We start from the raw sequence: 13928 nt of genomic DNA on the forward strand, positions 1-13928 counted from the left end.
GGTTTTCTTTCATCATCAGACAGTCGTTGGATAACTGGTGAGTTAATTGATGTAAGGGGTGGATCTTGCTTATAATGCTAATTGTAAGTATTATTTACTTTAAAATCAAAACTTTCTCAATTTAATGTTGAGAAAGTTTTGGTTTTTATTATTCTAGTAGTAATCACTTTTTAAAGTTATAGAAATTTAAAAATAAAGTATTGTATACATGTAAGTATGATTAAAAATGAAAAGTTGTAAATGCTAAATTTAATTAAATACGCCTTACTCTCTTTAACATTGGCCTGAATGAATAGTTTATAGGAGATTACACTGGCTAAAGATGCGATAATTGTTCCAAGCCCTCCAATATTTACTCCTAGTAATAAAGCTTTCCAATCAGAAGTAAAGTTTGATAGAAGAATTGAAGTAGGAAAATTGCTAATCAATTGACTCAAAAATATGGAACTAAAGAAGACTGAAGTATCTCCTCTTAAATTAGCGCGAGCAAAGGTCCCCAGCGCATCAGAATGAGAAATGTTTCCAATAAAAATAAAAAAACAGACAAAGGTTATTAGAAGAAAGTAATCAATCTTTAATAGTAAGTTTCTATCTAACGTAAAAGCTGCCATCAATGTAACTATTAGCGCAATGTAATAATTAATGAAACCAAAAATAGATGCAATGATAGTGATAAGTATCAAAATCCAGATGGTAGCTTTTTTTCGATTCTTCACGGTAATAACAGGTAGTTCTATTTTTAAATCTGTTTTTTGAAGTTTTTGAGTAAATATAAACAACAAACTAATTCCAAGTACAGCTAAAAGCAGGATTGAACCTAAAAATGGGATGAGCTTAATTCCATAGTAAGAATATAGATATAAATTTTGTGGGTTTCCCATAGGCATCAAGCTACTACCGATGTTTGCCGCAATTGTCTGCAGGATGATTGTATCCATCATGTTCATTTGTGTTTTTTTACTAATGACAAGTGTTATTGGTACAAAAGTGAGGAGAGCAACATCATTTGTTACAAACATGGAGCAAATAAAGCATAACAAAATTAGAATAATAGATATTGACCTGCTGTTATTGCATTTATTTAAAATCGCAACGGCAAGTTTGTCTAATATCTTTAGTTGTTCCAAGGCCTTAATGGCCACCATTAGATTAAATAAGCTAATTAACACTTCAAAGTTAATATATTCGACCTTTGGCGAATGTATGAAGCAGCTTACAATTGCTAGTATCAGTGAAATGGTAAGTACTAAATCCTTTTTTAAAAATTCGAATTTCATAAGGAGTCTTTTTTTATTTTGAACGAATACTATTTCTTTCACAATACACCACCTGTAATCTATGTTAGTAAATATACGTTTTTTGGGATAACTCGATATTGCTAGAAAAGAGGATGTCATAAGGTCCTAAATAAGAGTTTTGTAATGTTTCATCCCTTCAACAAAATCCTTTTTTTCTTAGTGTCTTTCATGTTGCAAATATGTGCAATATAGACGAATCAAACTAGGGGGATTAATTGAGAAAACAAATGTTTTTTGTATGATACCATAAATAAATTAAATGTTTTATTTTTTAAATATTCTTATAATATCCCGTTGATTCTTGATTTCAAATACTTTATATGAACTTCTAAAAGAGAAAAAATATGCATGTTTTTATGAAGAAAATAGAGGCTTGTCAAAGGTTAGGTAGAACAGCATCCGCGATGTTTGGATACTGTATAAAATTCACAAAATCTCACTGTTTTTTAGATGAAAAATCTTAAAATATTTTTTTGTTTTTATAAAAATCTGTACTTTTTCGTAACATTCTGTACTTTTAATTATAAATTAAAGACAAGCTTCTCTTAGTTGAAGATTGAAAGCGCTTTATAGATTTTTCGTGAAGTTTTTATCTAGCCTATTTTTGAGATTAGTAGTGAGAAAGGAGATATTTCCATGTTCTTGAGAAAATTAACAAAAAACCACTTAATCACTATTGATTATTATGATTTAAATGTAAATCACCGGTAAACGAAACAAACGTAATAGTACAACAACAATAGTGGATAAGAATATTAGTTTTGCAGAAAGGGATAGAGCATCGTGTGTATAATCGATAATTTTTTTGAAAATTTGGGTTTTTAGGTGCATGTTGCGATGTTTGCTTAAACAGGCCAATTCTATTCATATAGAAAATTTTTATCCTTGTTGTATTTGAATATGAATGAGGTATTTATGCCACGGAATATAGGTGATTTTATATAGATTATGATAGATAAATTTTTGGTATGGAGTGATAATATGGAAAGATTTTTTGTAGAGTTAGTCGGATCAACAAATGATTTTTTATGGTCTAAATTGTTAATTATTATGCTTGTTATTTGCGGAATTTATTTTACATTTAAATTGAATTTTGTACAGTTTCGAATGTTAAAAGAGATGGTCCGTGTATTAATGGAGGGAAAAAGTGGTTCTAAAGATCAAATCTCTCCTTTTCAAGCGTTTTGTATTGGTATGGCAGCTCGCGTTGGAACAGGGAATATTACAGGAATTGCGATTGCGATTGCATTAGGAGGTCCTGGAGCTGTATTTTGGATGTGGATTATTTCTATTATTAGCTCGGCATCCAGTTTTGTTGAAAGCACATTAGCACAGATATATAAAGTAAAAGATAAAACTGGTTTCCGCGGTGGGCCATCCTATTATATGGAAAAAGGGTTAAATAAACGTTGGATGGGAGTATTATTCTCTATTTTAATTACAATTACTTTCGGTCTTGTATTCAATTCAGTACAATCAAATACAGTTACAATTGCTTTTCAAAATTCATTTGGTACAGATCGTTTAACAGTTGGGATAATCATGGCCATTGCTTTCGCCGCGATTATCTTTGGTGGTGTACAACGTATTGCAAAAATGGCTGAATACAAGGTGGTATTTTTAGCGGTATTATACATTGGAGTTGCATTATTTGTTGTAGTTACCAACATATCAAAAATGCCGGAAGTTCTTTCTCTTATTGTTCAAAACGCATTTGGTTTTAAACAAATAGCAGGAGGTTCAATTGGTGCAGCACTTATGAATGGAGTTAAACGTGGTTTATTTTCAAATGAAGCTGGTATGGGAAGTGCACCAAACGTTGCTGCAACAGCAACAACAAGTCATCCGGTGAAACAAGGACTGATTCAAGCATTTGGTGTATTAACCGATACACTGATCATTTGTACTAGTACTGCCTTTATTATTTTGCTGTCTGATGCATATAAACAACCGGGGTTAAATGGTATTGCACTTACACAAGCAGCATTAAGTGAACACATCGGTTCTTGGGCATCGGGTTGTCTTGCTATCTTTGTCTTTTTATTTGGATTTGGTGCGTTAATTGGCAACTATTATTATGGTGAAACAAATATTCGCTTCTTACATACAAGTAAAGTGTGGTTAATGACATACAGAATAAGTGTGTTGGCTATGATTGTATTTGGTTCTGTTGCAAAGGTTCAAATTGTATGGGATTTAGCGGACTTATTTATGGGATTTATGGTTATTATTAATTTAATTGCTATTACCTTACTTTCAAAAGTAGCATTTGCGGCGTTACAAGATTATATAAACCAGAAAAAAACTGGTAAAGATCCTGTTTTTTATAAAGAAAGCATTAAAGGACTTGAAAATGTTGAATGTTGGGATAGTTATGAGGAAACTTCAAAAAAGAAAAGTGTGTAATAAGAAAGATATTCAGACTGCAATGTGTCTGAATATCTTTCTTGGTTCTAGTGCAAATATTATTGATGATATTAAAGAAAAAATTATTCTATATAAAGTTAATAGTACGGGGGAATATTGTTAAATGATAAAGGATTCTATCGTTCAAATTGAGGGTCAAGAAAAAGTTTGCTTAGATCAATGGGTAGCTCATTATCGAACGTATGCAGCTAAGGGACGAAGCGCCAGTTATATTCCCGCTCTGGGGGAAATAAATGTATCGCAGTTAGGGATTTGTATAGTAAAGCCAGATGGAACAATGATAAAGTCAGGAGATTGGGAGGTACCTTTCACATTACAAAGTATATCAAAAGTAATCGGGTTTATAGCCGTTTGTTTAAGTCGTGGTATTTCTTATGTATTAGAACGAGTTGACGTAGAGCCAACTGGAGATGCCTTCAATTCGATTATTCGTTTAGAGATACATAAACCAGGAAAACCTTTTAATCCTATGATTAATGCTGGAGCGATTACGATAGCTTCACTTTTGCCAGGGATATCGGTGAAAGAAAAATTAGAATCTCTATACGTATTAATTGAAAAAATGATAGAGAAGCGTCCTGCTATTAATGAAATAGTATTTCAATCAGAATGGGAAACGGCTCATCGTAATAGAGCTTTAGCATACTATTTAAAGGAGAATGGTTTTCTAGAATCAGATGTGGAGGAGACACTAGAGGTTTACCTAAAACAATGTTCAATTGAAATAAATACAGAAGATATTGCCTTAATAGGGCTTATACTAGCACATGATGGATATCATCCTATTCGCAAAGAACAAGTGCTCCCTAAAGAAGTAGCTAGGTTAACAAAAGCTTTAATGCTTACTTGTGGAATGTACAATGCTTCCGGGAAATTTGCTGCTTTTATTGGATTACCAGCTAAGAGTGGGGTATCCGGCGGAATTATGACACTTGTTCCCTCAAAATCTAGGAAGGATTTATCGTTTCAAGATGGATGTGGTATTGGTATTTACGGACCAGCCATTGATGAATATGGGAATAGTTTACCAGGAGTTATGTTGTTAGAACATATTGCAAAAGAATGGGATTTGAGTATATTTTAAAAAGGAGCACAAATATTTTGGTGTTAGAGCGAGTCCAAAAGTGTTCAGGCCATATATTGTGTCTGAACATTTTTGAGTTATAAAGTATCTTTCTAAAGTAGAAGACTGTAATGAATACTCACAATCTGTAATACTTTCGTTTATATCTTATTTATTAGTTTTTGAAAAAAATAGAGTAAGTGTTGTATTAATACAAATAGGTTTGTATACTGACTGTTAGGCGAAAGTGGGAAGTGATTATTTTGAATCTTAGTAATTTAGTAAAAAAAGACATCTATATTCTTGTTTTAATGATACTTACAGTACCCTTAGTAGGTGAAATAAAGTCATTTCCCTTAAACGAAACATTTAGAATGAGCTTTGGTGCACCGACATTTTTCTTTTTTTTGTTATTGTTTCGACGAGTTCCAGCATTTTTACCGGGTTTTTTAACAGCAATAGTCGTTGTAGTATTTCGTATGTCAATGGATGTAATAATAAAGGGAAATATGGATTGGTTAGCCGCTTTTCATACTCACTATCCTAGTTTTTTCTTTTATTTTACGTATTCGTATCTCTTTCATTTAGCAAAAATTAAACGTTTTTATCATCAACCACTAATGATTGGTTTGATTGGTTGCGTTATTGAAATATTGTCAGACTGTGTGGAATTAATGATTCAATATTTCGTATTAAAAACATCGATCACATCCGAGGCAATAAATGAGATCGTTGTTATCGCATGTTCCCATAGTTTTATAGTTCTAAGCTTTTTCAATATGATGAAATTGTATGAAGCGCAATCAAGGGAGAGACACATAAAGAAACAAAATGAACATATGCTTATGCTCATTTCTAATTTATATGAAGATGCTGTTCATTTAAAAAAAACATTACAAGATACTGAGAATATAACAAAAAAATCCTATGATTTATATAAAACCTTAGACTCTTTTGAGCATAAACAGATGGATTTTCAGTTTCAGGATTTAAGGCAACAGGCATTACAAATTGCTGGTGAGGTGCATGACGTTAAAAAGGATAATCAACGTATTTTTGCGGGACTTTCAAAACTAATTTCTGATGAAAGTTTTACAGATTATATGTCTGTACATGAACTAGTAAACATCATTATACGGGCAAATACGAAATATGCACGGTTGCTAGAGAAAGACATCCAATTTGTATATAAAATTGATGGTGTGCATCCTCATTATCATATTTATACAATCCTATCTATTGTAAATAATATCGTGACAAACGCTGTAGAGGCTATCCAAAGTATGGGAACCATTATAATTGACATTAATAAAGACCATCATTTCGTTGAATTTCGAATAGGAGATAACGGTCCAGGTATTTCTTCAAAATATAAAGATTCAATTTTTGAGCCTGGTTTTACTTCTAAATATGATGGTTTAGGCAATCCATCGACAGGCATCGGACTATCGTATGTTAAAGAAATGGTCGAACAACTTGAAGGTGATGTTACGCTTGAGGACAGAACCGAAGGAAGAGGATCAATTTTTATAATTAGATTAGGGATTGATCATATAATTTCGAAAGGGTGATTCTATGTATTTTTATATAGTAGATGATGAAAAAGCGGTTCGTTCAATGTTGGCTCAAATTATCGAGGATGAAGATCTTGGAGAGGTTATAGGAGAAGCTGAGGATGGTTTATCTTTAGAGAAATACATGCCGATCCTTAAAAATATAGACATTTTATTTATTGATTTGTTAATGCCCATTCAAGATGGAATAAAAACAATTCGTCAAATAAAGCCTTCGTTTAAAGGGAAAATCATCATGGTCTCTCAAGTAGAATCAAAAGAATTAATTGCTGAAGCTTATTCGCTTGGCGTTGAATACTATATTATTAAGCCAATTAACCGGATTGAAGTATTAACAGTTGTCCGGAAAGTCATTGAAAGAATTCGTTTGGAAAAATCGATAAAAAACATTCAAGAATCGCTTAATACGGTACTAAAATTGGATAGTAATTCAAGTGCGCAAGAAAAATACCGTAATGAAAAACATTTAAATACTTTTAATCATTTTCAAAATTCCATTCATTTTCTTTTGTCGGAATTAGGAATAGCCAGTGAAAATGGAAGTAAAGATTTAATGGATATGCTAGATTATTTATATAAATATGAACAAGATAACACGTTGGAACAAGGTTTTCCCTCACTAAAAGAGATTTTTATGAATTTAGCTCAAAAAAAACTTGGGGATTCAGCTGAAGATACCGAATTAAAAAGGTTCATAGAAGCTTCCAAACAACGGATTCGGAGAGCAATTTATCAATCATTAAACCATTTAGCATCTCTTGGACTTACTGATTTTTTAAACCCGAAGTTCGAAAATTATGCTTCTAGATTTTTTGATTTTACTACCGTAAGGAGAAAGATGACAGAATTGAATAATGAACCAACAGTACCTGCTCGTATTGATACGAAAAAATTCATTCAAGTTCTTTATTTTGAAGCAAAACGAATACACTTGGAATTAAGATGATAAACTCTTGCTCATTATCATTTTCAATTAATAGATTGATAGTTGTTTTCATGTTATTTGTTTTATATAGTTTTTCTAAGAGAGTATTTTCCTTTCTTTCATATCATTTTTAAAATCAGAAAATTCCGTATCGATTTGGTAGAAATGTACTAACTTGGAACAAAAGAATATGTATTTCTTACACATTAATATTCATCTAAAAACGAGTATTTCCAAAATAAAATATAACTACATAGTAAGTTGAATTTAAAAAAAGATGCTATCTTCTAGCATCTTTTTTTCTTTTAGAGAAAATATCATTCATACTTATATTATTTGAAATTCAAATGCAGGCATACAAATGAAGGAAGAGGAGATAATATTTAACAAATTATAATTAAAAATGGTATTTTAGGTCAGAAATGTTTTTATACTAACTAGGTTATTGGTACTAAATAAGTATAATGTCTCGCTTTTCTGCTCTTTAATCTTATCGTTATTTTTTATTAAGTACATATCGTTCTTTAGAAATTTCAATCCTAACAGAGTATATAAATTGGGTGATAAACATGTGGAACATAATTACTTCTTATTTTCCAGATTGGAAAGTCTTTGTACAAGCTTTTATTTTGTTTTTAATTCCGTATACTATCTCAAGATTTTTTCATTGGGTTCGTATGACAGAGAAAGAGTGGGAAGAATGAGTTGGTGGAAGTCCAGAGACAAACAAGTGAAGAAAAATAATATTCAAAGTAAAACGAAACAAGAGTATAAACCTTCTCAAAATGCAACCGTTCATTTCACAAACGATTTTGCCTCTAACTTAAAACTTATAAAGCAACAGATCGGACATAATTCTGATGTTCGCTTTCGGAAGTTTAATATTGGACGCACAGATATTCAAGCTGGGATCATTTTTGTTGATGGTCTATCAGATAAAGAGATCATTGACAAACATATTATGAAATTACTAATGGATGATTTTTCTGACGAATATAAAAATGAATCTTCTTATGTGGAGGGGACTGTTTCAAAAGAATATATTAAAAATAAAGTTCTTACAATTAGTGAAGTAGCAGAAGTCCATTACATAAAAGATGTGATATCCAAAGTATTGATAGGTTCAACAGCTCTTTTAATTGATGGTTTAGCAGATGTGTTTATTCTTGGTACAACAAAAGCAAATAAACGAAACATGGAAGAACCAGTATCAGAGGCATTAGTCAGAGGGCCACGGGTTGGTTTTACTGAAGTATTAAGTGATAATACCTCACTTTTGCGACGGCATTGTGCAGATGAGAACTTATCATTAGTAAAGCTACCAGTAGGAGTACGTGCAAAGAAAGAATTAGTTGTCGCATTTATTAAAGATCTTGCTAGTACAGAATTGGTGGAAGAAATAAAAAACAGAATTCAGAAAATTGACATAGACAGTGTACTCGAATCTGGTTATATAGAGCAACTCATTGAAGATAATTATCTCAGTCCTTTCCCGCAGATTCAAAATACAGAACGACCTGATCGTGTTATTAGTGCTTTGATGGAAGGCCGAGTAGCTATTTTGTTAGATGGAACACCATTTGTTTTAATTGCTCCAGTTACATTTAGTATGCTGCTGCAATCACCAGAAGATTATTATGAAAGGTGGCTTCCTGGTACGCTTCTCCGCTTATTACGCTTCATGACAGCGTTTGTTTCATTATTTGCTCCAGCACTGTATATTTCTTTTATTTCATTTCATCCAGGATTAATTCCCACCAAGCTAGCTATTTCTATTATCGGATCGCGAGAAGGAGTTCCTTTTCCCGCTTTAATCGAAGCGTTGATTATGGAAGTAGCCATCGAAGTTTTACGAGAAGCAGGTTTACGTCTGCCTAAACCGATTGGACCTGCAATGGGAATTGTGGGCGGTTTAATAATTGGTCAGGCTGCCGTAGAAGCAGGAATCGTTAGCCCAATAATGGTTATCGTTGTTGCGGTAACAGCTATTTCTTCTTTTACTATCCCACAATATAGTGTGGGAATTACGTTACGCATTCTTCGTTTTGTAGCTATGTTTTGTGCTGCGATATTTGGATTGTATGGAGTTATTCTCTTCTTTCTTTTACTTTGCAGTCATTTAGTGAAACTGAAAAGTTTTGGCGTTCCTTATACTAGCCCTGCTGTTCCGTATCGATTTAGTGACTGGAAAGATTTTATGGTTCGCATGCCATTAAAAATAATGAGACGTAGACCAAAAATAATGCATACTAAAAAAACTATCCGCAAAAAGTAGCTGATGACGAAAGGAAGTGGCCTTCAGTGATTACTAAATCCCAAGACCGAATAACAACTTCGCAAGCAGTTGTTATTATTGTAAATTACATACTCGGAACAGGAATCCTCACTCTGCCCAGAGCATCTGTGGAAAAAGTGAAAACACCAGATGTATGGCTAAGTGTGATATTAGGTGGAATACTCGCAATGGTTTCAGGAGTAATCATGGTCAAATTAAGTCAAGGATTCCCAGAAAAAACCTTTTATCAATACAGTCAAGAAATTGTAGGGAAATGGATAGGCAGGTTGCTTAGTTTTCTTATTATAGGTTATTTTCTTACAACCTCAGCTTTTCAAATTCGTTCAATGGCAGAAGTAATAAGCTTTTTTTTGCTCGAAGGAACTCCTACATGGGCTATTATTATGCCTTTTATGTGGATAGGTCTTTATTTGATTATGAGTGGTATTAACTCAATTGCACGGATGTTTGAAATAATATTCCCTATTACTGTTTTTATTTTTTTAGTCATTTCCTTTATGAGTATCGGAATATTTGAGATAGATAATCTCCGTCCCGTATTGGGTTTTGGGATTAAACCAGTGTTAGATGGGATAAAAACAACGTCTCTCGCATATACAGGTCCTGAAATTATGTTAATTCTTTTGGTGTTTATGGAACAACGAAATAAAGCAGTAAAAGCTATTTTAGTTGGAATTTCTATTCCGTTAATCTTTTATGTAATAACTGTTGTAATGGTCATCGGTGCATTATCAATTGATGGGGTTGTAACAAGAACATGGCCGACAATTGACCTTATGCGCAGTTTTGAAATTTCTGGTTTGATATTTGAACGTTTTGAATCTTTACTACTTGTAATATGGATTATGCAAATATTTGCTACCTATACGATTAGTTACTATGCAGCTGCATTAGGATTAGCCCAACTCTTTAAAAAGAGTATTCATCCATTTATTTTTGCTTTGATTCCAATCATTTACATCATTGCTATGACTTCGAAAAATATAAATCATTTGCTTAAATTGGGGGATATGCTCGGTAATGCTGCTATATTTTTATTTGGTTTACTGCCACTGCTCCTTCTTATTATTAAGCGATTAAAAGGAGGAATAGTGTGAAAACGAAATTTAATTATATGCGGTTCTATTTGGCTTTGTTATCGATGCTTGTGCTCCTATTTTTAACAGGATGTTGGAGCAGTAAAGAGGTAGAAGAGTTGAGTTTAACTGCAGGTATAGCACTAGATAAAGGGAAGGATTCAACAATTGAGAAAGAGGATGAGGAAGGAGGATATCCTAAAAGAAATCTTATAACAGCTACTTATCAAATTGTTAGTTCGCAAGCACAAAGTAAAGGAAACGGACAACAAAAACGGTATATAAATGTTTCTGAGACCGGTGATTCCATTCATCAAATTGTTCGGGAGCTTTCATTGAAAAGAGAGAGCGAAATGTTCAGCCCGCATTTAAAAAACATTGTTATTAGTGATAGTCTTGTACGTACATACAGTTTAGAACAATTACTTGAACAGTATCTCCGTGACAATGAAGTTCGGCTGAGCTCTATGATCTTAATTAGCAAGGGGCTAGCGAAGGAGGTACTGGAATCAAACAAAAAAGGAGAAATCCCAGCATTTCGTTTGTCTGGAATTGCAGATAATAGAAATAGAACAACAAGGATTTTGGCTCCTGTATCGCTCGCTAAATTAGAAGGAAAGATGCGGTCAGGGTCCAGTTTTCTTTTGCAAAATGTAATCTCGATGAATGGGGAAACAAAATTTGCAGGAGCTGCTGTAATTAAAGGGAAGACAAAAAAATTGATGGGCTTTTTAAATGAACAGGAATTGGAAGGAGTAGTATGGATAAACGGAAAAAGGAATGGTGGTGTGATAAAAACTTTTGATAAAGAATCAAAGAAACTCATTATATACGAAATAAAGTCAATAAAAAGCAAAATCATACCACATGTTAACGGAAATAATATTTCCTTTGATGTAAACATTGAATCAGAAGGACGTTTGTCTGAAAATTGGATGCAACCAGGAAAAGATTTTGAAAATGAATTTTTAAAAAGGGAAGAAAAAGCTATTGAAAATGAAGTAAAGCACTTAGTACATCATGTTACAAAAAAAATACAAAAAGAATATCAAGTCGATATTGCGGGTTTTGGCAACCAATTAAGAATTAAACACCCGAGAACATGGGAGGAAGTCAAAAAAGATTGGGATCGAACATTTAGTAAGGTACCGATTAAATATCATATAAATGTAACTATACAAGATTATGGAGCGTCAAGTTTAAAACGGTGAGACGTCTTAATTGACCTTATATTTACACAAAAACAAAAAGTTACAAAAATTTTAATTTGAAAATTTTTGTAACTTTTTGTTTTTTTATGTCCTTCTTATTATAGATTAAAGAAATGATTTTACCCTATACATTTCTTTTACGTTATAAAAGTAGATCACAATAGTTACTATTGGCGTTTTATTTAACGTTAGGAAAGAGGAATCGTTATATGTCTTGAATAGGAGGGAGTTTGAAGTGCAAGCGAAAGCAGTGCAAATAAAAGAAATCTATCAAGAAATATTAGACGGTAAAAGAAGTAGGTTTCCACCGAATACATGGAAAGAAGATAGCAATAGAGAGCTATCTAAAAGGGTTACAAAATATTTAATTGAAACAATTTTAAAATAGAAATTAACAAAGTCTTAAAAGGAGAGAGTTTAAATGATGATTGTTCTTCAGGTAGTTTTAGCAATTTTTATTGTAGTAGGGGGATTCATAAAAATTTTTCGTATATCTTTTCAGGTGGAACATTGGCAACAATATCAATATCCATTATGGTTTATGTCTATAATTGGTTTTATTGAAATTATTGGAGCAATAGGTATAATCGGTGGTATTTGGAATCAATACTTAGCGCTAGGAGCAAATATATTATTAGCAGTTCTCATGGTCGGAGCCATTCATGCTCATATTTTTCGAGCAAAACAATCTATTTTAATGATAATTCCTGCATTACTTTGTTTCATACTATCTACGGCGATAATTATTTGGAACTTAAATACATTTTCTTAAGCGTAACTATAAATTTTGAAAATAAGTAATTATTAGAGGAATATGTAAGCTCTATTTAAAATGGTGAATAGTTAAAGAATATTAATTCCGAAAAATCATCACCATTTTACTCTTGTTTTTAATAGTTCTATGAATAGAAAGTCTCTACATTTTTTAAATGCATGCTTGTAAAGTACATACAAAAGTGTAGCTCATTATAGGAAGGAGAATTTTTAAATTCTATTGATAAACCCAGTAATTGTAATAGCCCTAACTTAGAATAATAATTTCAAAATCAATAAAGTTTAGAATAAAAGGAGCAAGATCAAATTATTATGAATAAACAAATAGGATTTATCGGATGTGGAAACATGGGTATTGCTATGATAGGTGGGATGATTAATAAAAATATAGTGTCTCCAAATCAAATAATTTGTTCAGATTTAAACGTCAGCAATTTAAAAAATGCTAGTGATAAATATGGCATAACTATAACTACTAACAATAATGAAGTCGCTAACAGTGCTGACATTTTAATTTTATCAATTAAACCAGACCTATACACATCGGTAATTAACCAAATAAAAGACCAAATAAAAGATGATGTAATTGTTGTAACTATTGCTGCAGGAAAAAGTATTAAGAGCACTGAGAATGAATTTGATAGAAAGTTAAAGGTTATTAGGGTAATGCCTAATACACCGGTACTTGTTGGGGAAGGAATGTCTGCATTATCTTTTAATGAAATGGTTACAGAAAAAGATATAAAAGAGGTACTAAATATATTTAATATTTTCGGCCAGACGGAGGTCGTAAATGAAAAACTAATGGATGTTGTTACATCTATTAGTGGTTCTTCTCCAGCATATGTGTATATGTTTATAGAAGCCATGGCAGATGCTGCTGTACTTGACGGTATGCCGAGAAAACAAGCTTATAAATTTGCGGCTCAGGCTGTATTAGGTTCTGCAAAAATGGTATTGGCAACGGGAATACATCCAGGTGAATTGAAGGATATGGTTTGTTCTCCAGGTGGAACGACGATAGAAGCTGTAGCAACACTAGAAGAAAAAGGTTTAAGAACAGCTATCATTTCAGCTATGAAACGTTGTACGAAAAAATCTATGGAAATGTCTCGTTTAACTAGTAAGTGAGAGGCTTTGTTTAGGCGTAACTTCACATCCATTAATGTAAGTAGTTATTTAAATTGAAAATTTGTTGCTATTCTCTTATAGGGAGCGGGGGCATACATTGCCTTCCGCAACGGTGCTCTAGGATGGAATTAAATAGATTAATATATAAATTAT

At 32.3% G+C, this 13928-nt stretch carries 11 protein-coding genes and 2 pseudogenes; 12 read left to right on the forward strand and 1 reads right to left on the reverse strand.

Annotation, left to right across the window (positions count from 1 at the left end; translation table 11 throughout):
* Nucleotides 1-75 (forward strand): annotated as a pseudogene (locus AXW78_RS35705) (short-chain dehydrogenase); the annotation flags it as partial.
* 101 nt (nucleotides 76-176) lie between these two features.
* Here the strand turns inward: AXW78_RS35705 and AXW78_RS11885 are convergent.
* A complete protein-coding gene (locus tag AXW78_RS11885) occupies nucleotides 177-1319 on the reverse strand; it encodes an anion transporter (protein WP_000659270.1) in 1143 nt (380 codons plus the stop codon).
* Between the two features lie 960 nt (nucleotides 1320-2279).
* Between AXW78_RS11885 and AXW78_RS11890 the strand changes: the two genes are divergently transcribed.
* The 11 genes and pseudogenes from AXW78_RS11890 (at nucleotide 2280) to proC (ending at nucleotide 13775) form a co-directional block, all read left to right on the forward strand.
* Entirely contained in the window at nucleotides 2280-3704 is a 1425-nt protein-coding gene (locus tag AXW78_RS11890) for an alanine/glycine:cation symporter family protein (RefSeq protein ID WP_000439288.1), read from the forward strand.
* Nucleotides 3705-3828: 124 nt separating this feature from the next.
* Nucleotides 3829-4809 (forward strand): glutaminase GlsA, encoded by a 981-nt coding sequence (gene glsA, locus AXW78_RS11895; RefSeq protein ID WP_000588633.1) that lies wholly within the window; start codon nucleotides 3829-3831, stop codon nucleotides 4807-4809.
* A gap of 233 nt (nucleotides 4810-5042) precedes the next feature.
* Nucleotides 5043-6359 carry an ATP-binding protein gene (locus AXW78_RS11900; protein ID WP_000584815.1) on the forward strand — a complete coding sequence of 439 codons (1317 nt, stop codon included), beginning with the start codon at nucleotides 5043-5045 and terminating at the stop codon, nucleotides 6357-6359.
* Between the two features lie 4 nt (nucleotides 6360-6363).
* Complete coding sequence (locus AXW78_RS11905; protein WP_061884172.1) at nucleotides 6364-7308, forward strand: response regulator; 945 nt, start codon at nucleotides 6364-6366, stop codon at nucleotides 7306-7308.
* Between the two features lie 548 nt (nucleotides 7309-7856).
* Nucleotides 7857-7991 (forward strand): hypothetical protein, encoded by a 135-nt coding sequence (locus AXW78_RS35265; RefSeq protein ID WP_000267086.1) that lies wholly within the window; start codon nucleotides 7857-7859, stop codon nucleotides 7989-7991.
* Entirely contained in the window at nucleotides 7988-9562 is a 1575-nt protein-coding gene (locus tag AXW78_RS11910) for a spore germination protein (protein WP_061884173.1), read from the forward strand. The genes AXW78_RS35265 and AXW78_RS11910 overlap by 4 nt, the downstream gene beginning before the upstream one ends.
* Before the next feature lie 26 nt (nucleotides 9563-9588).
* Nucleotides 9589-10680: a spore germination protein gene (locus AXW78_RS11915; RefSeq protein WP_000629019.1), complete on the forward strand. Its 1092-nt coding sequence runs from the start codon at nucleotides 9589-9591 to the stop codon at nucleotides 10678-10680.
* Nucleotides 10677-11870, forward strand: coding sequence for a Ger(x)C family spore germination protein (locus AXW78_RS11920; RefSeq protein ID WP_061884174.1), 1194 nt, complete (start codon nucleotides 10677-10679; stop codon nucleotides 11868-11870). The genes AXW78_RS11915 and AXW78_RS11920 overlap by 4 nt, the downstream gene beginning before the upstream one ends.
* A 235-nt stretch (nucleotides 11871-12105) precedes the next feature.
* Nucleotides 12106-12255: pseudogene (locus AXW78_RS33815) on the forward strand (DUF4046 domain-containing protein); the annotation flags it as partial.
* A 36-nt stretch (nucleotides 12256-12291) separates the two neighbouring features.
* Complete coding sequence (locus AXW78_RS11925; RefSeq protein ID WP_000973720.1) at nucleotides 12292-12642, forward strand: DoxX family protein; 351 nt, start codon at nucleotides 12292-12294, stop codon at nucleotides 12640-12642.
* A gap of 314 nt (nucleotides 12643-12956) precedes the next feature.
* Complete coding sequence (proC, locus tag AXW78_RS11930) at nucleotides 12957-13775, forward strand: pyrroline-5-carboxylate reductase (protein WP_001041304.1); 819 nt, start codon at nucleotides 12957-12959, stop codon at nucleotides 13773-13775.
* The last annotated feature ends 153 nt before the right edge of the window (nucleotides 13776-13928 follow it).

It is taken from the genome of Bacillus thuringiensis (assembly GCF_001595725.1).
GTDB lineage: Bacteria > Bacillota > Bacilli > Bacillales > Bacillaceae_G > Bacillus_A > Bacillus_A thuringiensis_K.